Here is a 26962-nt window from a genome sequence, read left to right as displayed (position 1 = left end):
AATGAAAGAACCGGAAACCGGCAAAAAAGAAAACACCGGAAAAAGCGGCTACAGCATCACAACCTGGCGACTGCATCTCTGGTGCAGACATCCGGAATGGCTGCGGACCACGCAGGAATTTTATAACCGGATCGCTGAATTTTATTACAACCTGCTTCTGGATCATACGGATCTCTGGGAACTGGGAAGCCAGCAGACTTTACGCGAGCTGGAGATCATGAGCATTCCGGGACGAGGCGGACGCATACCATCAGATCCCCTCCCCTGGCAAAAGGTTCCGCTGTATTTTCGAAGAGCAGCAGCCAATGAGGGAATTGCTTCAGCCAAAAGCTATCTCAGCCGTTTTACCCAGGATGAGAAGAGCGGCAGAGCAGAGAAACTAAATGCAGCAGTTACCTATTACAAAGGAATGTATCAGGATTTTTCCGCTAAAGAGATCACACTGCGTGTTTGGACAGGAGACACATGGACCTGGATGCATTGCCGGCTGTCAGGCAGAGACTTTCCGGAAAACGCCAGACTCATGTCACCATCCGTAGTTTTTGAATACAAATATGACATGCTGCATGTTCCAGTACGTCAGAACAATGAAAATACAGCAACAGTACGTCAGAGGATGCAGGCAGGATGCAGGATACTCTGTATTCAGTTTACAAACAGTGATGCCTTTGCAGCAGGCGTTGTTCTGGACGGAACCGGTCAGGAAATCGCAGTGAAGTTCTGGAAAGGCGGAAAGGAATACAGCCACCATTGCAGAAAGCTTCTGGAAAAGATCCAGAAATCCCAGGAAGCAACCGGAGGCAGACAGACAGGCAGAGTTGATCAGAAATACTGGATGCATCTGAAACATCTTTCTGAACACTATGGACACCAGGTCACAAGCCAGATCTTACGTTTTGCCGTAGAGCAGGACGTTTCTGTGATCGTACTTACACGTTATAACCAGGAATATTCCAGAAACGTCATGAAAGGCTCAGGAAACTGGGGCCCGCTCCACTTAAACACCAGGATCCGCCAGTATCTGGACTACAAAGCATGGAAAAACGGAATCATCGTTATCGAAGTCTACGCCACCGGCATCAGCACAAACTGTGCCAGATGCGGCGCAGAAATCATTCGGACTGACACCAGAACAGAACTATGCTGCTGCGCCAATGGACATCAGACGAACCGATATCTGAATGCTGTGAGAAATCTCGGGAAAAAGTGCCTGACACAGTTTGGACGCAGAGCATGAAGGGAAGAACAAAGGAAACAGAATATCAGTATGAAAAGCGAGCAGGTGGATTGACCTTATGGCATGTTAGAAAACAGATGTCATAAGGTCAGTGCATCGGCTTTGCCGTGCTGACAAAAAGAAAGCGAAAGCAAAACACGGTGTATATCAGTGATAAACACCGCCGGGTTGAATACCGCCTGTCGTGTGTGTACCTGAAGAAGGTGCGGGCACGGCGAAGAGTGTGCCGGCTTTAAGCTGGGGAGTGTATTCGAAGTTATTTTTAATAGAACTGTGAGATATGACACAGGAGATTATGAAAATGAAATACCATCCTGAAATACAGGATGTGTACACAGGTGCAAAAATTAGAGGATATGCCCGATGAGGATCGGAGGAGTAAATAACATGAAGAAGTACAAAATCGCCGTTGCGGGCACTGGTTATGTGGGCTTGTCAATTGCCCCATTGCTTTCTCAGCATCATCATGAGACCGCTGTGGATATCATTCCGGAGAAGGTCGAGATGATCCACAACCGGAAGTCTCCGATTCAGGATGATTATATTGAAAAGTATCTTGCAGAGAAGGAACTGAACTTGACTGTAACTCTGGATGCTAAGACCGCATACGCCGATGCTGACTTTGTAGTAATTGTTGCTCCTACAAATGTCTACTCAACAAACCGTATTGACGTAGCATCGTCGAAAAGAACCCGTTTTGCACACTATATGGGGTACTGAAATTGGTTATATTTCACAGCTGTATGAACTGAAAATGCCAATAACTCATACAAAACGCTGAACTTTTGACCACTGCGACACAAAATTGTCACAACTTTTTTGGAAGTTATGAGAAAATGGCGGAAAACAGGATAAAACAACAAAAATCCATGAGTTTATCATTAACGTCTGAAACTGCTGTTGAGTACACTATCTGACCCGCTAATGACACCTACATCATAACGGTTTGTTGAGTCATGAAAATTACGGAAAAACAGATGATTTCTACTTCATAAAACAGCTGTTGAGTAGAGTATGGATGGCGATGATAAATACAGATTTTGTGCGGTGAGAGTGAATGATTTATTCATAATGAACAATGAATGACGAAAATTGGACTGGATGATATATACAGTTTTAATAAAACTCATGCGCCGACAGGGTTCGATTCAACAATCCAACACTTAGAAAAAACGTCATTGCAGGGTATACGGGGTTCGATTATATAAAGCAACACTTCGGCTATAGAGAAATAGAGACGAGTGTACTCAACGGATGTTTTATGGAGTAGAAAACAGGCAAAATATGATTGCTGTGGTAATTGGATACGACAGCATAAGAAAACACTTAGCCGAGTGTGTGATGAACATACGAGGAATTAGAGAGAAATACCATCCATATGGATGTGTAGATAGATATAAAAATAAGGTATGAGCCCTACTAGGGGTAGAGGAGAAAAATACTATGAAGGTTGTTATTTTAGCAGGCGGCTTTGGAACAAGGATATCTGAGGAGTCTCATTTAAAACCAAAACCAATGATTGAAATTGGGGAAAAGCCGATACTGTGGCATATTATGAAAGAATATTCAGCTTATGGTATTAATGAATTTATTATCTGTGCCGGATACAAACAGCATGTGATTAAAGAATGGTTTGCAGACTATTTTATCCATACATCTGATATTACTTTTGATTTCACAAAAGGCAATGAAATGATTATTCACAATAAGCATGCTGAGCCATGGAAGGTAACGGTTGTTGATACTGGATTAAATACACAAACTGGTGGACGTATCAAACGAGTTAAAGACTTTGTTGGCGATGATACATTTATGGTTACCTACGGTGATGCGGTTGGTGATATTAACATAGACGAATTACTTGCGTTTCATAGAGCACACGGTAAAATCGGAACAATGTCAATGTATAATTTTGGACAGACAAAAGGTATTGTTGATGTTGGCAACAATGGAATCATTAATGCATTTAGAGAGAAATCCGATTTTGACGGTGATTTGATTAACATCGGATATATGGTTTTTGAACCTGCTCTGTTTGATTATATTGAAGGAGACAGCACGATCTTTGAAAAGGAACCGCTCACGAAGTTGGTTGAAGATGGGCAGCTCGCAGGATATATTCACAAAGGCTTTTGGCAGTGTATGGATACTTTAAGAGAAAAACAAAAGCTTGAAAAATTGTGGGAAGACGGTAACGCCCCGTGGAAACTTTGGAAAGACTGAGGAAAATAAACATGAATTTTGATTTAGACTTTTATAAAGGAAAGAAAGTATTTGTAACAGGACATACCGGTTTTAAAGGATCTTGGCTGTGTAAGATGCTGGCTAATGCTGGAGCTATTGTTACTGGCTATTCCCTCAATCCTCCGACTAGTCCTTCTTTGTTTGAGATTGCCGGAATTGAGCAGGACGTGCATTCTGTAATTGGAGATATCCGTGATTTTAAAACATTGAAGGCCGCATTTGATGAAGCACAGCCGGAAATGGTACTGCATCTGGCAGCACAGCCTATCGTTCGTGACAGCTATAAGGATCCTGCTTATACATACGAAACGAATGTGATGGGTACGGTGAACATTTTGGAATGTGTCCGAACTAGCAACTGTGTTAAGTCTTTTTTGAATGTAACTACTGATAAAGTTTATCTGAATAAAGAGTGGGCATGGGGCTATCGCGAGAATGAAGAACTAGATGGCTTTGATCCGTATTCGAACTCGAAGTCTTGTTCTGAATTGGTTACACACTCCTATGAAAATAGTTTCTTTGGAGATAATCAAGTCGCTATTTCTACGGCACGGGCTGGTAACGTAATTGGCGGTGGAGATTTTGCAAATGACCGCATTATTCCAGACTGTATCCGTGCTGCAATCAAGCATGAAGATATTGTAGTAAGAAATCCGTTCTCGACCCGTCCGTATCAGCACGTTCTGGAGCCGCTGTATGCGTATCTGATGATTGCAGCAATGCAGTATCAGGACATTAAATATGCAGGCTATTATAATGTAGGCCCCGATGATGTGGATTGCTTCCAGACGGGGGCCTTAGTCGATTTGTTTGTGAGCAAGTGGGGCGATGGTATGAAATGGGTCAACCGGTATGACGGTGGTCCCCACGAAGCGAATTTCTTGAAGCTGGATTGCTCCAAGTTGAAGACTACCTTTGGCTGGAAGCCCCATTGGAATCTTGATACGGCAATTGAGATGGTCGTGGAATGGAGCAAGTGTTGGGTAGAAGGTGGAGATATTCGTGTCTGCATGGATAACGAAATTAAATTATTTATGGAAAGTTAAAAGGTAAAATTTGCATGAGTCTTACAGCGGTTATAAATGAACTACTTTTGGAAATAAAAGAAGAAAAAATTGATCCCGCTGAAGGACTGGGGGATCAATTGTTTTTAGCTGTGGCATCACTGACTCCTATTGTAAACGTTGACATTCTTATTGTTAAAGAGTGAAAGGTTTTGCTTTCATGGAGAGATGATGAACAATGCGGAGCTGGATGGCATTTGCCAGGAGGATGTGTCCGATTAAAAGAAACCTTAGAACAAAGACTTCATGTCTGTGCTAAAAGTGAACTTGGTACAGATGTTCTCTGTGATATGAAACCCGTATTAATTACGGAGAATATTGAGCCAAAAAGAGATAGGGGGCGAACCCATTTTATTTCGTTCCTTTATCAGTGTGTGCCTGTAGATAAAGTTCAACTTCGACTGCTTGACAACCAAGAAATAAAAGTTCATCTTGGATGGTTTGATCATATACCGGAACATTTCCTTCCGGTTCAAGATTTTTATCGAGAGACGATAACTAAGATTTTAGAACAGGGGGATTAGTAATGCCTTTTGAATTTAAGAAAACCGAAATTGAGGGTTTAATGCTCATAAAGCCACATATGTATCCAGACGAGCGCGGTTTGTATAAAAAATATTATGAAAAAAATATTTTTGCAGAGAATGGTATAACATGTGAATTTACAGAAAGCAGTGATTTATATTCTAAAAAGGGAGCTTTAAGAGGGCTTCATTATCAAACAGTGGATTCGCAAGCAAAACTTATACACGTCATATCTGGTGTTTTATTTGATGTAGCTCTTGATTTAAGAGAGAATTCTCCGACCTTTGGTCAATACCATACTGAGCTTTTAAAGGCTGAAGATCAATTTGTAACATATATCCCGGAGGGATTTGCTCACGGATTTATTTCGCTTACTAATGATACGATTTTCTCTTATCAGTGTTCGGGGAGGTATGTTCCGTCAGCGTGTGGAGGTATTCGTTGGAATGATCCTGAATTAAATATCCCATGGCCGCTTAAAGAATATGGGGTAGAACATATTATTGCAACCGAGAAAGACAAAAATTGGCCAACATTAGCTGAATATATTGAATTAAGAAAGTAACGGAGGAGCGGAGTGATGAAAAAAGCAATTGTAACAGGAGCAACAGGATTTATTGGAAAATTTCTCGTAAGAGAACTTGTGAAACAGAATGTGGAAGTCATTGCAGTTGTGCGACGGGGAACAAAAAATCTTAATACGATCAATGCTTTGCCGGTAAAGATAGTGGAGTGCAACATTGCAGATTATCATATGCTGCCTGATATGATTGCTGATCGAGATATTGACGTTGTCTTTCATATTGCCTGGCAGGGAGTATCTGATCTGGATGCTCGAAACGAAGCGATTCAGATGCAGAACTTACAGTCAACACTTGATTTGATTGATGCTATGCATATTATGAGAATTGGCTGCTTTATTGGTTGCGGAAGTATGCATGAAGCAGAGTCGCTGGTTGAGATGAATGAAGATAAAGTGATTTCGAACCTTGGGTATATGTATAAGGCAACAAAAACAGCGGCTCACTGGATTGGAAAGGCAAAATGTGGAACTTATGGAATTCGCTTTTTCTGGCCCTTGATTAATACATATGGCGAAGAGGAAAAATCCGCTCGGCTTGTTAACACAATAATTCGTAAAGTTCTTCATGGAGAGTCGCCTGATTTATCGGCAGGAAATCAGTATTATGATTTTGTTCATGTTTCGGATGTCGCCAGAGCTCTTATTCTAATTGCAGAAAAAGGCGTGGATGGAACTAATTATACGATTGGCTCCGGTGATGCAAAACCGTTAAAGGAATTTTTAAAGATTGTTGGACAAGTTGCTAATGATTTACACGATGGTGAGCCAGTTGAGTTAGGTTTTGGAAAAATAACATCAAATGTCATTTCTTTACCGATAACAACATTTGATGTTACTAAACTTTATAAAGATACTGGATTTAAACCCTTGATTCCTTTTAGGAAGGGGATTGAGCGAACAGCTCGATGGATTAAAGAAGATGAAGGAATGTAAAGGATATACGGTGGGAAGATGGATATTTTGTACTCAAGTAGTGACAGCTATGCCTTTTTGACAGGTATTTCAATATTGTCATTGTTAGAAAATAATAGAGAGTGTGATGCTATCCATATTTATATTATGGATAATCATATTTCAGATATAAATAAAAATAAATTGATTGAAGTTGTTAAGGAGTATCGGCGTGACATCTCTTTTGTTCCGATGCCTGACATGAAAGAACTTACCGGACAAGAAATAGACACAAGAAGATGGAATATCAGTACTTTTGGCCGGTTATATATGGCGAGTGCATTGCCTGAAACAGTACATAAAGTTCTAAATATTGACTGTGATACTATTATTGTAGATACTATTGAACCATTGTGGAATACGGATATGACGGGAAAAGTATTTGGTGGAATGTTGGAATGTATTAATGACCGTTACAGACGTAATGTGGGGAAAAATGATGGCGACTATTATTTGAATGGTGGTATTGTGTTTTTGAATCTCGATGAAGTACGTGTTGGGAATTACGAAAGAAAATTCACGGATTACATTACAAAATACGGTAGCAGTCTAGCATACTTAGATCAGGATGTTTTGAATGGTGTTGTGGAACAAGAGAAGAAAGTAAAACTTCCTATGCGTTATAACACGCTTTCGATTTATTTTTATGCTACATATGAGCAGGTGCTAAAAATCAGGAGATCGAAAAGCCAAGATTTTTACAGTAAAGAAGAATTTTCAGAAGCCATATCAAACCCCGGCTTAGTACATTTTACAACATGTTTTTTGGATGGTCTAAGGCCTTGGATAAAAGGAAATCAACATCCATATTTAAAAACTTTTTTAAAGTATAAAGAAATGTCACCGTGGAGAGATATTCCACTTCAGGAGGATAAGAGAAGTGGTTTGGTTAAGTTTAGAACTACGATGATTCGTAAAGCACCACGATTTGTACTTTGTGAAGTGGCATCTGTGCTGCATGGTGTCATAATTCCTGAGAAGAACTATAAACGAATGCAAGAAAGAGTAAAAGAGTGAGAAGATGCCAGAGTTTAGTATTATTGTCCCAATATATAAGGTTGAAAAGTATTTAGAGATATGTATTGACAGCATTATTGGACAGTCTTTTTGTAATTTTGAATTAATACTGGTTGATGATGGTTCACCAGATACCTGTGGAGAAATCTGTGATAGGTATAGCTCGTCAGACACACGTGTAAAAGTAGTTCATAAAGAAAATGGTGGGTTATCAAGTGCAAGAAATGCAGGATTGGATATTGCCACCGGTAAGTATGTCATCTTTATTGATAGTGATGATTTTTGGGATGATGCTAGTGCTCTTGAGCACATTCACATTAACCTTACAGAAACGGATGCTGACGTACTTGTATTCACTGCAAAGAGATACTATGAGAGTGAAGATAAATATACTTATATCATCACCTCAGCCGTGGACAGGACGAAGATTATAGATAAAGATGTTAATGCATCAATCTGTTATATGATTGAAAATAATATTTATCGAGCAGCAGCATGGAATAAAGTGGTTAAAAAATCTATTATTGACAGCTATTCGATGAGATTTAAAGACGGATATCTTAGTGAGGACATGGATTGGTGTGGAGATCTCCTTCTTTATGCGCAACGGTTTGATTTTTATGATAATCCATTCTATGCGTATAGACAACAACGGAATGGTTCAATTACTGCTGGAAAAGCTGAAAAGTTAATCTCCGATAAGCTTTATATGTGTGAGAAAGGTTATAGACAGGCACTAAAGCTGGAGGACAAGGAAAAGACTGAATTGCTTGCTTCTTATTATGCATATGAGTATTCTGTTCTTCTAGGGGTATCTTCAGGAGTAAAGAATAAGGAACTCTTGAGTAAAGTTAAGAATCTGCAAATTTTATTGAATTATGACATTAGTAGAAAAGTCAAGAAAGTTAAAAAATTAAAAAAATATATTGGATATTCGTTAACAAGAAGAGCATTATGCTTTTTTGTCAAGATAAAGAAATAGGTGTGGGAGCTATGGAAAGAAAAAGAATTGAATATATTGATTGGCTGAGAATAATTAGTGCTATTGCAGTCATTGGAATTCATATAACGATGACACAGCCAAATAATTATTCAGTGCAGGAGATTGGAAAGAGCAATTATACCATACTTACATGTGTATATACGCTGATTCAGTGGGCAGTACCGGTTTTTCTGATGATCAGCGGTAATTTGCTTTTGCATTCAAATAAGCTGGCATTTACAAAGGTAAAGAAAATGAGCCTTCGAATGGGAGCGGTATTACTTTTATTTGGCAGTGCCTTTGCTCTTTTGGAACAAGTATTTGAAAGAAAAACATTAGAAATAGGAATGCTACCAAATTCAGTGCTGATGACTCTTCAACAGAAAAGTTGGTCGCATCTTTGGTATTTATATATTCTAATTGGTATCTACTTGATTCTTATTCCTTTGAAGAGATTTATCGATAATTCAAGTAATAGAGAAATTTGCATATTTACGGCGATATTAATTTTTGGAAACTTTGTTATCCCAACAATTAATATTGCCTTTGGTACGAAGATAGAAAATTATATGCTGTTTACGCAGTATGTAACATATGTTTTGCTCGGTTACATTATTGGTGGACTCCATGCTGAGGATAATGGCAGAGAGAAAAAAGCAATAGATATCATCACTAACCGGGGAGGGGTACAGCTCGGATTGTGGCTGTTTGCCTCTGTAATAAAAATTATTATACAGTACGCTGCTGTTATGAGATGCGGAGAGGGCTCTGCATTGATTCTGGGAGATAGAATATTTACTATGATCCAGGCACTGTCAGTATTTTGTTTGTTCAAAAAATATATGGACGGTGTGCATGTAGGAAAATTAGCAAAATCAATCAGCAGATGTAGTTTTGGGATTTATTTGATTCACCCCTTCTTTATTAATCTTCTGTACAAGATGATGAACATTACACATACTAATTTTCCTTTGCTGGGAATAGAATTTGCTATTCCACTGTTATGGCTTATTGTGTTTCTGCTCTCTTGGGGAGGAACATTTATAATGTTAAAGGTTCCATTATTGTCAAAAATTTTATAAGTGTTTTAAACTAAAATAGAGAATTTAAGGAGTTTTTTTGATGGAAAATAAAATTAGTATTATTATTCCGGTTTATAATGTAGAAAAATTTATAGTAAAATGCATAGAGAGTGTTATCAATCAAACCTATAAAAATTTGGAAATAATTCTTATTGATGATGGATCGCAAGATATGTGTCCTAAAATATGCGACGAATATTCAAAAAAGGATAATAGAGTTTTAGTTGTTCATAAAAAAAATGGTGGATTATCTGATGCTAGAAATAAGGGGCTAGATATTGCTACTGGAGATTTCGTGATTTTTGTGGATTCTGATGATTTTATTGAACCTGATTTGTGCGAAAAATGTATTGGCTTGTTTGATGATGATGTAGATATTATAGCATATAAATATCGAAGAGTATATGATAATCATATAGAAAAGATAGAAGTTGATGAAGGCATAAGTAAATACAGTCAGCCCGATGTGGAAAAAATTTATATTGAGAGAAAAATAATAACTCACATGGTATCTGATAAGATGTTTAGGCGTTCTTTGTTTGATAATGTACGATTTATAAAAAATAGATTAGCGGAAGATTTAGCTATATCAATCATTTGAGACACGTATATCTTAACTTCCCAAAATGAGTAGCCCTAACGAAAATAAATTTTATGTGAACTTCCGTAATAATTAACTCTCGTTTGTGTCCTAAAAGACAGTAAAGACGACAAAAGCCCTTACTTTCAGCGGTGTGAACTTCCATAATAAAGTGCAACTCAAGTGAATCATATGGATTGAGAATGCCCTGAAAATACTGAAAAAATAAGGAAAAACCTGCATTTTGTTGTTGCAGAAATGCAGGTTTTATGTTATACCATATTTAGTCGTAAATACAACTACAAAGAAGTGAGATGTTCATGTATCTGGATTATGTTGTTGATATACCTGATGTAAAAGGAAAAATCACATTTCGAACCAAAGGTAAGGCACGCTATGTTTATTATGAGTACAGCCGTGAGTACGATCCATCCAAACAGTATACAAATGTAAAAAGGGTCACCATCGGTAAGGTTTTACCGGAAGATGAAAATAAAATGAGACCTAATGAAAATTTCAGGAGATATTTTCCGGAGGTTGAACAGCCTGAGGAAAAAACAGTTTCATGCAGGAGCAGCTGTTTGAAGACAGGTGCATATATGATCATAGATAAAGCTGCAAAAGATCTTGAACTGGATACAAAACTGCAGGATTCATTTGGGGCAAAAGCAGCCGGGATCATGCTTGACCTGGCAGCCTATTCCATTATTACAGAAGGGAATGCAGTACAGTATTATCCTGATTATGCTTACAATCACCCGCTTTTTACTCCGGATATGAAATGTTACAGTGATTCATTTATTTCAGATTTTCTGAGGTCAATAAAAGAAAATCAGAGGCAGGATTTCCTGGATCAGTGGAATGCAGACAGATGCAAACGTGAGCGTATTTATATATCATATGATTCAACAAATAAGAACTGTCAGGCCGGAGATATAGATATAGTGGAATTCGGAGCAGCAAAGGTGGATGCAGGACTTCCGATATTCAATTATGCTGTTGGCTATGATGTAAACAACCGGGAGCCTCTCATGTATGAAAAATATTCCGGAAGTATCAATGATGTTTCCCAGTTACAGTTTATGGTTGATAAGATAAAATGCTATGGTTATAAAAATATCGGGTTTATCCTGGACCGGGGATATTTTAGCAAAGATAATCTTAACTACATGGACAGCAGTGGATTTTCCTTTATCATTATGGTGAAAGGAATAAAGGATTTTATAAGCAGTCAGGTGAGAAAACAGAAAGGCACTTTTGAAAATAACTGGGGAAACCGGATCGAGGAATTCGAAGTGTATGGAAAAACGGTCTACACTTTTGTGTATGCCAGTGACACAAAGAAACGATACATACATATTTATTACAGTGCTGCCAAAGCGGTTGGTGAACGTGCAAGACTGGAAGAAAAAATCCACGAAATGCAGAGATTTATGGAACAGCATGAAGATAAGGAGTATGAATTCGGACCGGCATTCCATAAGTATTTTCATATGCATTATAACAAGGAAAACGGACATTTTGTTTATGGCGAACCCAAGCTGCCGGTGATCCAGGATGAGCTGGAGCTTTGTGGATATTTTGCTATCATCTCATCCGAAAAGATGGATGCAAAGGATGCGATAAACCTTTACAAGAGCAGGGATGTATCGGAAAAAGTATTCCGGGCAGATAAATCTTATCTCGGAAATCATTGTCTGAGAGTGGCATCAGAAGAGGCGGCATCAAATAAGATATTCATTGGTTTTCTTGCACTGATCATCCGATGCAGGATATATACAGCCTTAAAGGAAAAGGCGAAGGGACTGGCAAAAAAGCCGAATTATCTTACAGTTCCGGCAGCAATCCGGGAACTGGAAAAGATAGAACTGATCCGCCAGAGCGACTGGGGATACCGCATGGATTATGCGGTTACGGCCACGCAGAAAGAAATCCTGAAGGCATTTAACATGACGGCGGCAAACATCAGAACCCAGGCTGCTGCAATGAATGAATATCTGATGCAGATAGAGAAAGAAGGATAAGAACGATGGCAAGGAGAAGTGTTCCGATAGAAGAAAAGATTGAATCACAAAAGGAAGTAGTTTCGAAAGCAAAAGACAGGTATGAGAACGAATTGGATAAGCTTGAGAAGCTGGTGCAGAAACGGGATGAACTTCGCAGTAAGGAATTAATGGAAGCATTTGCCAGAAGCGAACGTTCTTTTGAGGAAGTAATGAGATTTTTATCTGGAAATGAGGTGGATGATGAGTAACCAGTATACGATGAAGATATATCCTGCAGGCAGAGGACGTGATGTTTACCGAAATATCGAAATCTGCGGTAACAGTACATTAAATCAATTGTGCCAGATTATCCTGGAATCATTTGATTTTATAGATGAGCATCTGTATGAATTTTGTATGGATAACCGTATGTACAGCGAATATGCTTATCAGTCAGATCCAGAGGGAGACGAACCTTCTGCAGATATCACACTGGATGAGGTCAGGCTTTGCAAAGGACAGAAATTTACACTTCATTATGATTTTGGGGATGATTGGATGTTCACGATTACGGTTTCAAAAATCAGTGAAGTTCAGGGAGATTTTAAGCCTCGTATCGTTAAGGCAAAAGGAAGTATTCAGCAGTATCCACACTGGGATGAAGATGAGTTTGACGAAGAATAATGTGATGTTTGCGTCTAACGAGAGCTAATTGTACAGGAAGTTAAGATCACAAATATTTGCCATGTGGACAAACTGAACTCCCAGGAGTTCACACGGTGTATTTTGAGGGTCGCTATATAGTTTATGACGGAAATAAAAGAACATAATTAAAAGAAGAGGAGCGTGATACAAAATGAATTTATCAAAAATACATCATATGGCAATCATCGTATCTGACTACGAAGCCGCAAAGGATTTCTATGTGAACAAGCTGGGATTTTCTGTCATCAGGGAGAATTATCGCTCGGAACGCAAAGATTGGAAGCTGGAGCTGCACGAATAATTATGGAAGAGAAAAGAGCACATAAAGTCAGAAAGTCCGGCGGTGGCCGGAAGAAGCTGAAGCCGGAGTACGATGCCGGGAAAAATCTGAAGGAACAGATGGAAAGTGCTGTGGCACTTTATAATACTATGTCCCTCCAAGCCATAGCAGATGAGCTATCGCTCAATCCAATAAAGGTACGGAAGCTGCTCATCACGGCTGGTGTGTATGAGTCGGATGTGGCGAAGAAAGTGCAGGACACTTTTGAAGAATACCGAGAAACACAAGACTACAAAACCTCCATCGTCTCAACATCCTCTACTCTTCAACTCTCCATAGCCTCTGTCACCTCGTACCTGCCATATAAAAAAGGTGTGTACTTCCCAAGTACAGAGAAAGAGAAAATCAGTGTTGGAGCAGAACGGCAGCGGAGATATAGAGCGATGAAACGGTGGAGGGCTGATCCGACAGAAGAAAACTTCTGGGGTGTGGTTTTGGCCTATGCAGGTGTGAAATTCAAAACTTACTCCGGGTTGCCATTCTCTTATGAGGTACGGAAAGGCAGGAATGGCGAGTATACGAAAGAACTGTGGATCGACAGACGGGAGAAGAGTAAAAGTCTGGCATGGAGTTCAGTGCTGTTGGCACTGCACAATATTAAAAAGGTAGGAGCAGTGGTAGATCGCCCAAAAGCTCTGGGAGATATCAGGGGCGTGACTTACATCTACGGGATGTTCTACCGGTTCGGACTGATTGATGTGCCGGATGATGCGAAGGAGAAGATGGGTCATCCGAAAAAATGCAAAAAATAGGTTGCTATGTGCAAAAGTCTACGGTAAGATGTGCCGTAACTGAATAATTGAATAATCCGGGCTCCGTGTCCCTGCTGTCCGGATTCACCGCACAAGAATATTCATTTTTGTTTTTTTGCTGTATTGTACTGCTGAAAGTATGCGAAAGATGCCTAAAAGAATTGTAAAGATATTAGAGCAGTTTGGAAAAATGTCTTATGAATTATATTTGACTCATGTTGCGATTAGAGCACTTATGAATGTTATAGGGATAAAGACATTTTATTTTCAAAATTATGTTTTGTGCATTTTGATAAGTTTGTTTTTAACATACACAATTATAAAGTTACAAAAAAAGCTGATTTAGGGTAATTGATTGCAATTGGCTTCTGTCCTGGTCGGAAGAATAGCAAAATGCTCAGATCCCCCACAAAGGATCTGAGCACTTCCAATACGAATTATTTCTTCTGTAATTTCAGCACGTCCTCAAGAGAAAGGCCAGAAAATCTGGAGATGTCTTCAGGGGAGAATCTTGGATCCTGAAGCATACGCTGTGCTGTCAGCATAGCTTGTTCCTGAAGACCTTCTGCGAGCCCGGCAGTACGGCCTTCGGCACGTGCATCATCGCACATTTCTTGAACAGCCTGACACATATTAACACTCCCTTCTGTTTCTGTGAAACGTAAGTTGATACCTGTTATGGAGTCGATGACCCGGGCTGCTTTGAGCTCGAGTGAGCGGAAACCGGGGCTCTGTGTGGTGAGCTCCTTGAGCTTCCGTTTATCTTTGGAATATTTGATGAAGAGCATGACTTCTTTGAGATTGCTCTGGAGTTTATCAAGTTCTTCATCCTTTATCTCGGCAGGTGAGAAGAGATTGATCCGGTAATCCGGGACCAGAGAAAGGATCTCAGGGTCCTGAACAGAGAGCATTTCGTGGAGGCTTCTGGGAGCGTTCCAGGTGTCGGAACCGAAGTACACGACTGTGGTTATGACCGGGATCAGCCGGTCATCCTTGTAGAAGCCGGTGAGATATTCTCCGGATGTGGAAGGCCATTGCTTTGCTTCTCTGTGGGATCTGGCGGAATTTTCTACCTGCCCCGCGTATTCTAATGCATCATAGACCATGTTCTTGACCGGCATTGCATAGTGTGCTTCCGACTGGTTCTCAATCCCCAGGAGAAGATAAATTCTTGATTCATCGTGCATGACGTTGAGTGATTTGAATTCGTCCCGGAATTTCTGGACAGGAACTTCTGAAGTGCCGGATCCGTAGGGGACAGCGAGAGCTGTGGTATCCAGTGGATGAAGAGTGTCAGGGTCTATGACGTTTTTTCCTTTGTACAGCATATGGTTGAACACGTCCGCAAAAACGCGGTTGTCAGCCATGTAATCTTTGGTGATGGTATCCTTTGTACCCATAGGTTTCACCACCTTCGATCTGTTTATGTGATCAGAGTAGTTTATTATCTGATCCAGTTACAGGGTATCATACATTTTGGTGTTTGAGAAGCGGATCTCTGATATTTTATAAAAAGATCATAAATGACAGATATGCTGATCGCATAAATTCGCGCGGTATGTCTCGGGTTTTCTGTGACCTTCGCTCACAAAAAACACTTCGCGGGACATTACCAGAGAACAGTAAGAATTGCTGTTCCGGGACTGTGGATTTATGTGGTTGTAAACTTTACGGAAAAACGGTTTCATGGTATCATTGTCTCATCAACAGAAAAGTGGGGGAATGACAAAAATGGATCAGAAGGTAGCAAATCTGGAAGGGAAGCTGATCGTATCCTGTCAGGCGCTGCCGGAGGAGCCGCTGCATTCTTCATTTATTATGGGAAGAATGGCTTTGGCAGCAAAAATCGGCGGAGCATGCGGGATACGGGCAAATACCAAAGAGGATATCAGGGAGATACAGTCGCAGGTGGATCTTCCGGTCATCGGGATCGTGAAGAGGGATTATGCGGACAGTGAGGTTTACATTACACCAACTATGAAAGAGATCGAGGAACTGATGGAGGTAAAGCCGGAGATCATAGCGATGGATGCAACGATCTCAAAAAGACCCGGAAATAAAACCCTGGAGGAGTTTTTCCATGAGGTAAAAGAAAGATATCCGGATCAGCTGTGGATGGCGGACTGTTCTACAGTAGAAGAGGCACTTCATGCAGATGAGCTGGGATTTGATTTTATAGGAACGACGATGGTTGGTTATACGGAGCAGAGTAAGGGCTCTAAGATCGAAGCGGATGATTTTGCAATTTTAAGAGAAATCGTGGCGAAAGCAAAACATAAGGTGATCGCAGAGGGGAATATCAATACACCGGAAAAAGCGAAGCATGTGATCGAGCTGGGAGCTTACAGCGTTGTGGTGGGCTCGATCATCACAAGGCCACAGCTGATCACGAGATCATTTGTTGAAGTAATGGAACGAAAATGACGGATGAGAGTGTAAATGAGGATCACAGGATGAAAACGTATGTCAGTCTTGATATTGGTGGTACAGCCATCAAGTATGGCCTGATCAGTGACAGTGCTGAGATTATTTTTAAGGGATCGACAAAAACGGAAGCAGAAAAGGGTGGCCCGGAAATTCTTAAAAAGGTTATTGGAATAGTGGAAGATCTGCTCACACGGACACAGGATACAGTTTCCGGCATCTGTATTTCAACAGCCGGTATGGTGGATACAAAAGAGGGATCTATTTTTTATGCGTCTCCGTTGATACCAAACTATGCAGGGATCCAGTACAAAAAAATTCTGGAAGAAAGGTTTCACATTCCGTGTGAGGTAGAAAATGATGTAAACTGTGCGGGTCTTGCGGAATACAGCTCCGGTGCGGCAAAGGGAAGCCGCATTGCCCTGATCCTTACGGTGGGAACAGGAATCGGCGGCTGTATTGTGATAGACGGAAAGGTTTTTCGCGGGTTTGGGAACAGTGCATGTGAGGTTGGCTATATGCATATGGGAGACAGTGATTTCCAGACCCTGGGAGCGGCCAGTACGCTGACCAAAAAGGTCGCACAGTGGAAGGGTGAGCCGCAGGAAAAATGGGATGGCCGCCATGTTTTTGAGGAGGCCGGAAGAGGAGATAGGATCTGTATTCGGGCAATTGATGAGATGACGGATGTTCTGGGCAGGGGGATCGCAAATATTTGCTATGTGATCGATCCTGAGGTCGTTGTGCTTGGCGGCGGGATCATGGCACAGGAGGATTTTCTGAAGGAAAAAATAGAAAATGCCCTGAAAAAATATCTTGTTCCCGGTATGGCGGAGCATACAAGGCTTGCATTTGCACGACATCGGAATGATGCGGGTATGCTTGGCGCCTTTTATCATTTCTGCAGCGTGAGGTAATCTGTTTGTCAACATTCTTACATAAGATTTATCGGGATTTTACAGTGGCTTCTTGCCAGCTGCCCTTTTTCGGTGTTAAAATAACAGCATCAATGAAAGAACAGGGAGAATGAAATCAATGTACGATTATCTTATCGTAGGTGCAGGTCTTTACGGTGCGGTTTTTGCACAGGAGGCGAAGCGTGCCGGGAAGTCAGTGCTTGTGATCGACAAGCGTCCGCATATTGCGGGAAATGTATATACAGAGAAGGTGGAAGGGATCAACGTGCATAAATACGGTGCACATATTTTCCATACCAATAATAAGAAGGTCTGGGATTATATCACCCGGTTTGCCACCTTCAATCGTTTTACCAACAGTCCGGTTGCCAATTATCACGGGGAGCTGTACAGTCTTCCGTTTAATATGTATACCTTCAACAGGATGTGGGGCGTGGTGACTCCGGAGGAGGCTGCGGCAAAGATTGAGGAGCAGCGGCAGGCAGCAGGTATCACAGAACCCTCAAATCTGGAAGAACAGGCTATCAGCCTTGTAGGTACGGATATTTATGAGAAGCTGATCAAGGGTTACACGGAGAAGCAGTGGGGACGTCCATGTACGGAGCTTCCTGCTTTTATCATCAAGAGGCTTCCGGTGCGTCTGACCTTTGACAATAACTATTTCAATGCGTTGTACCAGGGAATCCCGGTGGGTGGTTATACGAAGATGGTTGCCAATCTGCTGGACGGTATCGAGGTACGGCTGAATGAGGATTATCTGGAGAAAAAAGAGCAGTACGATGCAATGGCGGAGAAGGTGATCTACACAGGTGCCATCGACGCGTATTTTGACTATAAGCTGGGTACTCTGGAGTATCGTTCCGTGCGTTTTGAGAACGAGACACTGGATAAACCTAATTTCCAGGGAAATGCAGCAGTGAATTATACGGATGTGGAGACTCCCTGGACACGTATCATTGAGCATAAATGGTTTGAGTTCGGAAAGGATGAGGAGGGTAATGATCTTCCGAAAACGGTGATCAGCCGGGAATACAGTTCCGAGTGGAAACCGGGGGATGAGCCCTATTATCCGGTCAATGATGAGAAGAACGGAGCGCTTTACGCACAGTATAAGGCGCTTGCAGAGAAGGAACCGAAGGTGATCTTCGGCGGCCGTCTTGGCGAATATAAATATTATGACATGGATGTGGTGATCGCTTCTGCGCTGGATATGTGTGAGCGGGAGCTTGCATAAAAAAGATACTGGATATAACAAATGATAAGATCCTCTTATATTTCGGAGCCAAGGCAAAAAAGAAATATAAGGGGATTTTATGCATATAGAATGGCAGTAAGATTTTTTGAAGGAGGAAAGAGCAATGAGAAGGTGCAAAGGTGTGCTTCTGGCAGGAATGCTGGTGCTGAGTATGAGTGTTCCGGTGTATGCGGACAAGTCGGTTGTGGTGAAGGTGGAGGCTCCGGCAGATACCACAGATTATTATATGACTGTGGATTCCGGCGGAGTTGGTGTGGATATCTATCCTTCCACCGATGAAAAAGGTGAAAAGCTCAATGATAAGACGGTAAAGGATGGTACTGTCCTGCATATCGAAGGGGAGACAGAGAAGAATGGTGAAACCTGGGGATATACAGAGTATAATGGCAGATACGGTTATGTGCCGCTGGAGGAGCTGCGGCCCTCAAAGGATGCGGAGCTGGCGAAGACCGGAATCGCAGGGAGCACGGAGAAAGAGACTTCCGGAGTGAAGCAGGGAGGAGCATCCGATACGCAGAACTCCTCAGCCGGCGAGACCCAGGGGGAAGCAGCAGGAATGGACAGCACAGGTAGCTCACAGTCTCAGAATGGCGAAGGACAGGGAACGTCTGCAGGGACGGACAGCACAGATAACTCGCAGTCTCAGAATGGCGAAGGACAGGGAACGTCTGCAGGGATGGCCAGCACAGATGAAGCTCAGGCTCAGAGAGGTGAGGTTCAGGGGCCACCTGCAGGGACGGCCAGCACAGGTAGTTCTCAGGCTCAGAGCGGCGAGGTCCAGGGACCGCCTGCAGCGGATGGAACAACAGAAGGTGGGGAAGCTGCGGATGAAGCTGTCACCAAGCCGGTCAATGGCACAGCTGCGACATCCTTTAAAGAAGAAAATTCCTGGTATAAAAGTCCGTTTATCTGGATTGGAATCGCAACAGTACTTGCAGTAATCGGAATTCTGGGTTATCATTTGAAGAAACGTTAACAGATAAACCAGATCAATATAAGAAAAGTGGAGAATTTTGTGAAGAGATTACAGCTTGTCAGGAAGAAATTACTGCCGCTTCTTCTGTGTGTGGCAGTTGCGGGCAGCCAGGTTCCGGTTATGGCAGCCGATGTGGAAGGTTTCAGTGATTCTGCGGAAGGCTTCAATGAAGAATGGTCAGAAGATACACAGACGCAGTCAGCGGAAGCAGAGGATACGACGGAGACCGCAGAAGGGAACACCGCAGAGAATATCACAGGGAATACCACAGAGAACACCGGTATCCCGGATGAACAGACAGAGGATATTGCAGAGGCAGCCGACGGGGATACCGAGGATATAGCTTTGCAGAGTTCAGGGGAGAATACAGAAACTCCCGAAATATCAGAAAAATCGTATTCAGATTCCCAGGAGAGTGATTCCCGAGAGGATACCTTTGGTGACGGTGAGGAGAGTTTCGGGGATGACTCAGACAGTGAGGAGTCCGGCATCGAATATATCAAGGGCCGCCCGCTTACGGAGGAAGAGGAGCAGGAACAGCTGGCACCTTTTGATAATTTGACCTCTTATTCCACCGCTGTGGAGATCGGAAATGATGTGGATGAGGTACCTATGGGAAGAGCTGCGGCCTATCCGTCCTATTATAATGCAGCGGATCAGGGATATGTCACTTCTGTAAAGAATCAGGAGCCCTACGGTATGTGCTGGGCATTTGGAATGGCCTCTCTTCTGGAAACTTCGTTTCTGACCCAGGGCCTTGGAACTTATGATCTGTCGGAAGAGCATCTGGCGTATTTTTTTGCAAACAGAAAGAATGACCCGCTTGGAAATACCTACGGGGATGTCAATAAGCATATGGGGACAGATGATAAAGGAAACGCAGATTATCATGAGGGCGGAAATGATCTGCTGGCTTCCATGTTTCTGAGTACCTGGTCCGGAATGACAACAGAAGGGGATGTGCCGCTGGCAACAGATTCCACGCATACACAGAAAACCGGTGTGACTCCGGCGGCATCCAAGGCGTACAATGCAGCTGCTTATCTGAAAAATGCCTATTTTTCCGATTATTCCGTAAATGCCATGAAGAAGCTTCTGGTTGCAAATAATTCGGTCACTGTGATGTATAATGCACAGAATGCCTATTACAATGCAAGTACAGCGGCCTATTCCTATCCTACCAGCACCAAGAACGTGAATCATGTAGTTACAGTGGTGGGTTGGGATGACAATTATTCTGCGAAGAATTTCCGGGCATCTTCCAAGGTAAAGGGAGACGGAGCCTGGATCGTCAAGAACAGCTGGGGTACAGGCTGGGGAAAATCCGGATATTTTTATATGTCTTATGAGGATAAGTCTGTCAGTGAGCTGGTTGCGGCTACGGCTGTCAATACACCGAAATATAGCAACAATTATTTTTATGACGGAACGTCGGGCCTTGGTTCTATCCGCATGTATGCAGGGGAACAGCTGTCCACGGTTTTTCGTGCCAGTGCAGGAAACGGAAAAGCGGAATCGCTTGGCGAGGTGACTCTCAGCTCCATGTCTGCCAATAATTCCTATACTGTGCAGGTATATACAAATCTGAAGGATGCCAGTGATCCTACCAGTGGAACACCGGCATATTCCACACCGGTTTCCTGCAGTCAGCCGATGGCTGGGGTTATGACCTTTCAGATCCCGGAGGTTCTGCTCAGCCAGAACAGTCTGTATTCTATTGTGGTGACAAATGCAGGAAGCACATATATAAAATACTGTGTGGAGGCAGAGGTCAGTTATGGCTGGTGCAGCTTTTCTCCGTCTATCGTATCCGGTCAGAGCTTTCTGCGATATAACGCGGAGGATACCTGGATGGATGCAGTTGAATTTAATCCATCGGTAACGCCGAGGATCAAGGCGCATACCAGGACTCTGAGCAGTGCGGCCAGGATGCAGCTTTCTTCCTCTGAGATAAGTCTGTATTCCGGAGATCAGAAAACACTGAATGCTTCGGCTACCAGATCCGAGATGGATGCTTCCGGCATTGTCTGGGAAAGCTCAGATACCAGTGTGGCTGCTGTAAATGGAAGCGGCGTTGTTACTGCAAAAAATCCGGGAACAGCAACCATAACCTGCTACGGAAAAAATGCCAGGGGAATCCGAGCTACCTGTAAGGTTACGGTGAAGCTTCGTCAGACCACAGGTGTAAAACTGGTTTCCAAGGCATTTAACAGGATACGGATCTCCTGGAAAGCAGTTCCCGGCTGCAATCGTTATGCTATCTATCGCTGGGATGAAAGCGGAAATTCAAAAAAAATGGCAACCGTGACAGCAGATGTAGTGACCTGGCAGGATACTGCAGTGAAAACAGGAAGCACTTATACGTACAGGATCCGGGCTTCTTATGTACGTTCCGGAAAGAATACTGTTTATGGAGCTGCATCTCCACCGTTAGCAGCAAAAGCGGAACTGGGGAAGGCCCGTGCAGTGGCGGAGGCTGTCAGCGGACCATGTAACAGGGTATCCTGGAAGAAGGTTTCCGGAGCCAGTGGCTATCATATCTACCGGAAGCTCCAGGGGAAAAGCTGGGTTCGGATCGGAACCGTTAACAACAAAGTATTGTCCTGGAAGGATACGGAGATTGAGGGAATCACCTCCTACGCTTATGCTGTGAGACCATATAAGAAGGTAGACGGGAAAAAAGTTTTAGGAGGATATCAGGCAAGCAGCTATATCCTGTCTTATCCGGAACTCCAGAAGATATCCTGTGTCAGGAAGACCTCCAGGGGGCTGAAAATCTGCTGGAAAGCGCAGAAGAAAGCAGATTGCTATCAGATCTACCGTAAGACTGGAAAGGGGTCATGGAAAAAGATCCGTACAGTTTCCGGAGGCAGCAGCTCTTCCTTTGAGGATAAGACCGCAAAAAAGGGAACAACGTATTACTATGCGGTGCGTGCAGGGATAAAAACCTCCGGTGGAAAAGTACTCTGCGGAGGATATGCCGCAAAAGCAGCAAAGAGATAAAAGTGTCAAAATATAAAACGCCCGGATCTGGAATGTTTCAAGCCAGATCCGGGCGTTTTATGTTTTGGTTGAATAAGTGTATTATATATGATTATATCAGGCAGTTCAAAAGAAAGATCAGTCGTTGTTGATCACAACGCCTTTCTGAAGCATGATGTTGGCATAAAGTGCTTTCTCACTTGTGGAGATGATGCAGTATGCAGTTTTTGCTTCGTCATAGAATGCGAAACGCTCGATGTTTCCGACAGCTTTTTCGCCACGCTCGTCATGCTTGGAAACGATTTCTTTATATGTATCCCAGATCGGTGTCTCTACAGTATCACCAGGCATTACTTCCATCAGGTTTACCGGATGCTCTACATAGGTATCCAGCGGGAAGAGCTTCAGGATGGCATCCAGGATCTCCGGAACGCCATGTCCGTCACAGCGGATGGTGATGGCATTTTTTCCCATGGATTCTACAGGGAAGTTTCCGTCAGCGATAACAAGACGGTCACTGTGTCCCATCTCACATAAAACCTTCAGTAATTCTGGTGATAAGATTTCTGGAATTCCTTTTAACATAGTTCATATCCTCCTAAGATCATTGTGTACTTACAGCATTTCGGAAATTACAGCATCAGGCTCAGGTGATCAGAACAGGATACATGGATTTCCGAAACTGTTATGACGCCGGTAGTATCAGACAGACCTGCCCGGCCACAGGCTTTAGAACTCTTATTAATTAATCTAACGGTATTTGGTCTTCTTTTCAAGGGAATATTTTCCTATAAATGATGAAAATTTTATGGTTGACAGAAAACGTATGGAGCGCTATGATGAACTCAAACGGAAACGTTTCGGTTTCTGAACCAAATGAGAAAATAATACAAAACAAACACAATGATTATGATTCCAAGGAGGAGAAGATTATGCCACTGGTTACATCGAAGGAAATGCTGTTAAAGGCACAGAAGGGCGGATATGCAGTAGGAGCATTCAACGCAGAGAATATGGAGATGGTGAAGGCGATCATCCAGGCAGCTGAGGAGCTGAAAGCACCGGTTATGATCCAGACAACACCTTCTACTGTTAAATATGGTACGGTTGAGACTTACGCTGCGATCGTAGCAGCAGAGGCAGCCAAGGCTTCCGTTCCGGTATGCCTTCATCTTGACCATGGCAGCAGCTTTGAGCTTGCGATGCAGGCAATGCATGCGGGCTATACCTCTGTGATGATCGATGGTTCCAAGCTGGATTTTGAGGATAATATCAGAGAGACCAGGAGAGTTGCGGATGTGGCAGCAGCCCTGGATATCCCATGTGAGGCTGAGCTCGGTAAGGTCGGTGGTAAAGAGGATGATCTTGAGGCTGAGGCAGACACTAACACCGACCCGCAGGAGGCGAAGGAATTCGTGGAGCGTACAGGTGTTACTTCCCTGGCAGTTGCCATCGGAACCGCACATGGTTTCTATGTGGGAACACCGGTTCTTGACAAGGAACGCTTAAGCGAGATCCGTGAAGTTGTAGATATCCCCCTTGTTCTTCACGGGGCATCCGGACTCAGTGATGAGGATGTCAGCGACTGTGTAAAACGTGGTATCTGCAAGGTTAACTTTGCAACAGAGCTTCGTGCTGCATATTCCAGGGCAGTGAAGGAGACCTTTGCAGAGAATGAGAACACCATCGATCCGAAAGCCTACGGAAAGAAAGCGATCCAGGCAGTGAAGGAGCTGGTTGAGGCGCGTATGAAGGTTTGCGGCTGTGATGGAAAGGCAGAATGATCTTCTGTAAAAAAGCAGAAACGGAGTGATCTGTATGGCAGCAACCATGAAAGATATTGCCAGGCGGACCGGACTTGGGCTCGCAACGATTTCTTCTTATTTTAACGGCGGAAACGTAAGAGAAAAAAACAGAATAAAGATCGAGGAGGCCATTCAGGAGCTGCATTATGAGGTCAATGAGGTGGCCAGAGGGCTTAAGACTAATGCTACCAAGACCATCGGCGTGGTGATCCCGGAGCTTAACAATACCTTTTGCGCGGAGATCATCACAGGAATGGAGGATGTCTTAAGGAGTCACGGATATGCGACTATTGTCTGTGACTGCCGTACCGATAAGAGACTGGAGCGGGATGCAGTGGAGTTTTTAAGCCGGAAGCGTGTGGACGGGATCATCAGCATGCCGGTGGATGCGGAAGGCAATCATCTGAAAAAATTCCAGAAAACCGGAAAGCCCATCGTACTCATTGACCGCAGGATCCGGGAGCTTTCCTGTGACAGTGTTCTTGTAGACAACGAGAAGGCGGCTGAGGACGCAATGAGAGTTTTTTTTCAGGCAGGACACCGTAAGATCGGGATCATTGGCGGACCGGAGGAAATTTCCACAGCTCAGGAACGTCTCCAGGGGTACCGCAATGCATACGAAAAAGAAAATATACCGGTACGGGAATCTCTGATCTATCACGGCGATTATACCATTCAGGGCGGTGTGCAGGGAATAGAGAAGCTTGTTGCGGACAATCCGGATATGACGGCTGTGTTTGTTACCAATTATGAGATGACCATGGGGGCGGTGATCGGGATGAATGAGCTGGGTCTTAAGATCCCGGAACAGCTGTCTATGATCGGTTTTGACAATCTGCAGTTTGCCAGAGCATGCAATCCCAAGCTTACCATTGTGGCACAGCCTACACAGGGGATTGCCGGAGAAGTGGCGGGAATCATGCTGAAACGGCTGGAAGGGGCTGCAAGTGAAGAAACAGAACCGATCACGGAGAAGCTTGGCGCAGAGATCATCATGGGAAAATCCGTCCGCGTGCTGGACGAGAAGGAGAAGCTATAATGAAACCATATTTATTAGGTATTGATATCGGCACCAGTGCCTGTAAGGTTGCGGTTTTTGAAAAATCGGGAACGGTTGTGGCTGCGGCCAACGGCGATTATCCGGTTTACTATCCGAAGGAGGGCTGGGCAGAACAGGATCCGGAAGAATGGTGGAGTGCTGTCTGTCAGGCGGTAAAGAAGGCCATCCAAAAAGCGGGGATAGCACCTGAGGAGATCGCAGGCATCGGTGTTGACGGCCAGAGCTGGTCAGCCATTGCCATGGATAAGGACGGAAATGTATTGACAAACACTCCGATCTGGATGGATACCAGAGCACAGTCTATCTGTGACAGATTGAATGAAGAGATCGGGGCAGAGCAGATTTTTGAAGTATCCGGTAATTCCCTTCAGCCGTCCTACACAACTGCAAAGATCCTCTGGTATAAAGAAAATCTCCCGGAGGTGTACCAAAGGATCCACAAGATCCTGCAGTCTAACAGCTACATTGCATATAAGCTGACGGGTGTGATGAGCCAGGATGTTTCCCAGGGCTATGGCCTGCATTGCTTTGACATGAGAAAGGCAGCCTGGGATGAGGATATGTGCAGAAAGCTTGGGATTCCCATGGAATTTCTTCCTGAGATCTGTGCCTGTGATCATGTTGTGGGAACAGTTACAGAGAAGGCGGCGGAGGAATCCGGCCTTGCTGTGGGAACACCGGTTGTTGCCGGTGGTCTGGATGCGGCATGCGGAACACTGGGGGCTGGAGTGATCCATCCGGGTGAGACACAGGAGCAAGGCGGACAGGCCGGCGGAATGAGCATCTGCATGGATGAGTACAAGGCAGATCCCAGACTGATCCTTGGCTATCACGTGGTTCCGGGACAGTGGCTCCTTCAGGGAGGAACCACCGGAGGTGGTGGTGTCATGCGCTGGTTTGAACGTGAGTTTGCAGATTATGAGCGCTCTGTAGCAGGAGAAAAAGGCTCTTCTCTGAATCAGCTCAATGAGATCGCGGAAAGGGTCGCACCAGGTAGCGACGGAGTGGTATTTCTTCCATATATGTCCGGTGAGCGTTCCCCGATCTGGAATCCTAATGCGAAGGGCGTATTCTACGGACTGGATTTTGCCAAGACCAAGGGACATATGGTACGTGCCTGTATGGAAGGCGTAGCACTTTCTCTGAAACACAACCTTGAGGTGGCAAAGGAAGCAGGAGCAGATGTGGAAGTTCTCCGCGCAATGGGAGGCTCTGCAAATTCTCTTCTCTGGACACAGATCAAATCCGATATCACAGGAAAACCCATCGTAGTGCCGTCCTCTGATACGGCAACAACACTTGGCGCAGCGATTCTGGCAGGTGTTGGTGTTGGAATGTATCAGGATTATGATGAGGCCATCCGTCTTACGGTAAAGGAAACAAGAAGACATGAACCGAACCCGGAAAACCGGGACGTTTATGAGAAAACCTATAAAACCTATTTAAATCTCTATAAATCTCTTGAACCTATGATGAGAAATGAGGAGGAAAAGTGA

Annotated in this window: 27 protein-coding genes; 25 read left to right on the top strand and 2 right to left on the bottom strand. The window is 43.3% G+C overall.

The window, feature by feature from the left end; translation table 11 throughout:
- The first annotated feature begins 1 nt into the window (after position 1).
- The 17 genes from DWW77_RS07750 (at position 2) to DWW77_RS18275 (ending at position 14047) form a co-directional block, all read left to right on the top strand.
- Entirely contained in the window at positions 2-1237 is a 1236-nt protein-coding gene (locus tag DWW77_RS07750; protein WP_182431204.1) for a zinc ribbon domain-containing protein, read from the top strand.
- Positions 1238-1624: 387 nt separating this feature from the next.
- Positions 1625-1957: a UDP-glucose 6-dehydrogenase family protein gene (locus tag DWW77_RS07745; RefSeq protein WP_118608457.1), complete on the top strand. Its 333-nt coding sequence runs from the start codon at positions 1625-1627 to the stop codon at positions 1955-1957.
- Positions 1958-2680: 723 nt separating this feature from the next.
- Positions 2681-3460 carry a glucose-1-phosphate cytidylyltransferase gene (gene rfbF, locus DWW77_RS07740; RefSeq protein ID WP_118608435.1) on the top strand — a complete coding sequence of 260 codons (780 nt, stop codon included), beginning with the start codon at positions 2681-2683 and terminating at the stop codon, positions 3458-3460.
- 11 nt (positions 3461-3471) lie between these two features.
- A complete protein-coding gene (rfbG, locus tag DWW77_RS07735; protein ID WP_118608434.1) occupies positions 3472-4527 on the top strand; it encodes a CDP-glucose 4,6-dehydratase in 1056 nt (351 codons plus the stop codon).
- Positions 4528-4541: 14 nt separating this feature from the next.
- Complete coding sequence (locus tag DWW77_RS18015) at positions 4542-4691, top strand: hypothetical protein (RefSeq protein WP_182431203.1); 150 nt, start codon at positions 4542-4544, stop codon at positions 4689-4691.
- A gap of 6 nt (positions 4692-4697) precedes the next feature.
- Entirely contained in the window at positions 4698-5069 is a 372-nt protein-coding gene (locus DWW77_RS07730; protein WP_118608433.1) for an NUDIX hydrolase, read from the top strand.
- Between the two features lie 2 nt (positions 5070-5071).
- On the top strand, positions 5072-5635 hold the full coding sequence (gene rfbC, locus DWW77_RS07725; RefSeq protein ID WP_021651282.1) for a dTDP-4-dehydrorhamnose 3,5-epimerase: 564 nt from the start codon (positions 5072-5074) through the stop codon (positions 5633-5635).
- 15 nt (positions 5636-5650) lie between these two features.
- A complete protein-coding gene (locus tag DWW77_RS07720) occupies positions 5651-6586 on the top strand; it encodes an NAD-dependent epimerase/dehydratase family protein (protein WP_118608432.1) in 936 nt (311 codons plus the stop codon).
- An 18-nt stretch (positions 6587-6604) separates the two neighbouring features.
- Positions 6605-7621, top strand: coding sequence for a glycosyltransferase family 8 protein (locus DWW77_RS07715; RefSeq protein ID WP_021651284.1), 1017 nt, complete (start codon positions 6605-6607; stop codon positions 7619-7621).
- 4 nt (positions 7622-7625) lie between these two features.
- On the top strand, positions 7626-8603 hold the full coding sequence (locus DWW77_RS07710) for a glycosyltransferase family 2 protein (protein WP_118608431.1): 978 nt from the start codon (positions 7626-7628) through the stop codon (positions 8601-8603).
- 11 nt (positions 8604-8614) lie between these two features.
- Positions 8615-9685 carry an acyltransferase gene (locus tag DWW77_RS07705; protein WP_182431202.1) on the top strand — a complete coding sequence of 357 codons (1071 nt, stop codon included), beginning with the start codon at positions 8615-8617 and terminating at the stop codon, positions 9683-9685.
- Positions 9686-9725: 40 nt separating this feature from the next.
- The gene (locus DWW77_RS07700; protein ID WP_118608429.1) at positions 9726-10286 is read left to right on the top strand and encodes a glycosyltransferase family 2 protein; all 561 of its coding nucleotides are present in this window, start codon (positions 9726-9728) and stop codon (positions 10284-10286) included.
- 299 nt (positions 10287-10585) lie between these two features.
- A complete protein-coding gene (locus tag DWW77_RS07695; RefSeq protein ID WP_118608428.1) occupies positions 10586-12289 on the top strand; it encodes an IS1634 family transposase in 1704 nt (567 codons plus the stop codon).
- A 5-nt stretch (positions 12290-12294) separates the two neighbouring features.
- On the top strand, positions 12295-12519 hold the full coding sequence (locus DWW77_RS07690; RefSeq protein WP_118512869.1) for an ErpK protein: 225 nt from the start codon (positions 12295-12297) through the stop codon (positions 12517-12519).
- Positions 12512-12934 (top strand): plasmid pRiA4b ORF-3 family protein, encoded by a 423-nt coding sequence (locus DWW77_RS07685; RefSeq protein WP_118608427.1) that lies wholly within the window; start codon positions 12512-12514, stop codon positions 12932-12934. The genes DWW77_RS07690 and DWW77_RS07685 overlap by 8 nt, the downstream gene beginning before the upstream one ends.
- Positions 12935-13106: 172 nt before the next feature.
- Positions 13107-13256, top strand: coding sequence for a VOC family protein (locus DWW77_RS07680; protein ID WP_330674368.1), 150 nt, complete (start codon positions 13107-13109; stop codon positions 13254-13256).
- 2 nt (positions 13257-13258) lie between these two features.
- The gene (locus DWW77_RS18275; protein ID WP_243164970.1) at positions 13259-14047 is read left to right on the top strand and encodes a hypothetical protein; all 789 of its coding nucleotides are present in this window, start codon (positions 13259-13261) and stop codon (positions 14045-14047) included.
- A gap of 437 nt (positions 14048-14484) precedes the next feature.
- Here DWW77_RS18275 and DWW77_RS07670 read toward each other — a convergent pair whose 3' ends face one another.
- Positions 14485-15447, bottom strand: coding sequence for an Rpn family recombination-promoting nuclease/putative transposase (locus DWW77_RS07670; RefSeq protein ID WP_118608426.1), 963 nt, complete (start codon positions 15445-15447; stop codon positions 14485-14487).
- A 331-nt stretch (positions 15448-15778) separates the two neighbouring features.
- Here DWW77_RS07670 and DWW77_RS07665 point away from each other — a divergent pair, with 331 nt between their 5' ends.
- The 5 genes from DWW77_RS07665 (at position 15779) to DWW77_RS07645 (ending at position 22622) form a co-directional block, all read left to right on the top strand.
- A complete protein-coding gene (locus DWW77_RS07665; RefSeq protein WP_118608425.1) occupies positions 15779-16471 on the top strand; it encodes an N-acetylmannosamine-6-phosphate 2-epimerase in 693 nt (230 codons plus the stop codon).
- Positions 16472-16500: 29 nt separating this feature from the next.
- Entirely contained in the window at positions 16501-17388 is an 888-nt protein-coding gene (locus DWW77_RS07660) for an ROK family protein (RefSeq protein ID WP_118608456.1), read from the top strand.
- Between the two features lie 118 nt (positions 17389-17506).
- Positions 17507-18622, top strand: a complete 1116-nt coding sequence (glf, locus tag DWW77_RS07655; protein ID WP_118608424.1) for a UDP-galactopyranose mutase — start codon at positions 17507-17509, stop codon at positions 18620-18622.
- A 124-nt stretch (positions 18623-18746) separates the two neighbouring features.
- On the top strand, positions 18747-19619 hold the full coding sequence (locus tag DWW77_RS07650) for a hypothetical protein (RefSeq protein WP_118608423.1): 873 nt from the start codon (positions 18747-18749) through the stop codon (positions 19617-19619).
- A gap of 39 nt (positions 19620-19658) precedes the next feature.
- The gene (locus tag DWW77_RS07645; RefSeq protein WP_118608422.1) at positions 19659-22622 is read left to right on the top strand and encodes a C1 family peptidase; all 2964 of its coding nucleotides are present in this window, start codon (positions 19659-19661) and stop codon (positions 22620-22622) included.
- A 117-nt stretch (positions 22623-22739) separates the two neighbouring features.
- Here DWW77_RS07645 and DWW77_RS07640 read toward each other — a convergent pair whose 3' ends face one another.
- Complete coding sequence (locus DWW77_RS07640; protein ID WP_118512862.1) at positions 22740-23186, bottom strand: RbsD/FucU family protein; 447 nt, start codon at positions 23184-23186, stop codon at positions 22740-22742.
- Positions 23187-23533: 347 nt separating this feature from the next.
- Here DWW77_RS07640 and DWW77_RS07635 point away from each other — a divergent pair, with 347 nt between their 5' ends.
- The 3 genes from DWW77_RS07635 to xylB are packed head-to-tail and all read left to right on the top strand — an operon-like array spanning position 23534 to position 26962.
- The gene (locus DWW77_RS07635) at positions 23534-24385 is read left to right on the top strand and encodes a class II fructose-bisphosphate aldolase (protein WP_015527310.1); all 852 of its coding nucleotides are present in this window, start codon (positions 23534-23536) and stop codon (positions 24383-24385) included.
- Positions 24386-24419: 34 nt separating this feature from the next.
- Complete coding sequence (locus DWW77_RS07630; RefSeq protein WP_015527309.1) at positions 24420-25445, top strand: LacI family DNA-binding transcriptional regulator; 1026 nt, start codon at positions 24420-24422, stop codon at positions 25443-25445.
- Entirely contained in the window at positions 25445-26962 is a 1518-nt protein-coding gene (xylB, locus tag DWW77_RS07625; RefSeq protein WP_118608421.1) for a xylulokinase, read from the top strand. Before DWW77_RS07630 ends, xylB begins: the two co-directional genes overlap by 1 nt.

It is taken from the genome of Ruminococcus sp. AF17-12 (assembly GCF_003479245.1).
GTDB classification, from domain to species: Bacteria; Bacillota; Clostridia; order Lachnospirales; family Lachnospiraceae; genus Blautia_A; species Blautia_A fusiformis.
This window is presented reverse-complemented; position numbering and strand designations above follow the sequence as displayed.

Coding starts and splice junctions, on each gene's coding strand:
- DWW77_RS07750 (WP_182431204.1), top strand. CDS start 2: ATGAAAGAACCGGAAACCGGCAAAAAAGAAAACACCGGAAAAAGCGGC.
- DWW77_RS07745 (WP_118608457.1), top strand. CDS start 1,625: ATGAAGAAGTACAAAATCGCCGTTGCGGGCACTGGTTATGTGGGCTTG.
- rfbF (WP_118608435.1), top strand. CDS start 2,681: ATGAAGGTTGTTATTTTAGCAGGCGGCTTTGGAACAAGGATATCTGAG.
- rfbG (WP_118608434.1), top strand. CDS start 3,472: ATGAATTTTGATTTAGACTTTTATAAAGGAAAGAAAGTATTTGTAACA.
- DWW77_RS18015 (WP_182431203.1), top strand. CDS start 4,542: ATGAGTCTTACAGCGGTTATAAATGAACTACTTTTGGAAATAAAAGAA.
- rfbC (WP_021651282.1), top strand. CDS start 5,072: ATGCCTTTTGAATTTAAGAAAACCGAAATTGAGGGTTTAATGCTCATA.
- DWW77_RS07720 (WP_118608432.1), top strand. CDS start 5,651: ATGAAAAAAGCAATTGTAACAGGAGCAACAGGATTTATTGGAAAATTT.
- DWW77_RS07715 (WP_021651284.1), top strand. CDS start 6,605: ATGGATATTTTGTACTCAAGTAGTGACAGCTATGCCTTTTTGACAGGT.
- DWW77_RS07710 (WP_118608431.1), top strand. CDS start 7,626: ATGCCAGAGTTTAGTATTATTGTCCCAATATATAAGGTTGAAAAGTAT.
- DWW77_RS07705 (WP_182431202.1), top strand. CDS start 8,615: ATGGAAAGAAAAAGAATTGAATATATTGATTGGCTGAGAATAATTAGT.
- DWW77_RS07700 (WP_118608429.1), top strand. CDS start 9,726: ATGGAAAATAAAATTAGTATTATTATTCCGGTTTATAATGTAGAAAAA.
- DWW77_RS07695 (WP_118608428.1), top strand. CDS start 10,586: ATGTATCTGGATTATGTTGTTGATATACCTGATGTAAAAGGAAAAATC.
- DWW77_RS07690 (WP_118512869.1), top strand. CDS start 12,295: ATGGCAAGGAGAAGTGTTCCGATAGAAGAAAAGATTGAATCACAAAAG.
- DWW77_RS07685 (WP_118608427.1), top strand. CDS start 12,512: ATGAGTAACCAGTATACGATGAAGATATATCCTGCAGGCAGAGGACGT.
- DWW77_RS07680 (WP_330674368.1), top strand. CDS start 13,107: ATGAATTTATCAAAAATACATCATATGGCAATCATCGTATCTGACTAC.
- DWW77_RS18275 (WP_243164970.1), top strand. CDS start 13,259: ATGGAAGAGAAAAGAGCACATAAAGTCAGAAAGTCCGGCGGTGGCCGG.
- DWW77_RS07670 (WP_118608426.1), bottom strand. CDS start 15,447: ATGGGTACAAAGGATACCATCACCAAAGATTACATGGCTGACAACCGC.
- DWW77_RS07665 (WP_118608425.1), top strand. CDS start 15,779: ATGGATCAGAAGGTAGCAAATCTGGAAGGGAAGCTGATCGTATCCTGT.
- DWW77_RS07660 (WP_118608456.1), top strand. CDS start 16,501: ATGAAAACGTATGTCAGTCTTGATATTGGTGGTACAGCCATCAAGTAT.
- glf (WP_118608424.1), top strand. CDS start 17,507: ATGTACGATTATCTTATCGTAGGTGCAGGTCTTTACGGTGCGGTTTTT.
- DWW77_RS07650 (WP_118608423.1), top strand. CDS start 18,747: ATGAGAAGGTGCAAAGGTGTGCTTCTGGCAGGAATGCTGGTGCTGAGT.
- DWW77_RS07640 (WP_118512862.1), bottom strand. CDS start 23,186: ATGTTAAAAGGAATTCCAGAAATCTTATCACCAGAATTACTGAAGGTT.
- DWW77_RS07635 (WP_015527310.1), top strand. CDS start 23,534: ATGCCACTGGTTACATCGAAGGAAATGCTGTTAAAGGCACAGAAGGGC.
- DWW77_RS07630 (WP_015527309.1), top strand. CDS start 24,420: ATGGCAGCAACCATGAAAGATATTGCCAGGCGGACCGGACTTGGGCTC.
- xylB (WP_118608421.1), top strand. CDS start 25,445: ATGAAACCATATTTATTAGGTATTGATATCGGCACCAGTGCCTGTAAG.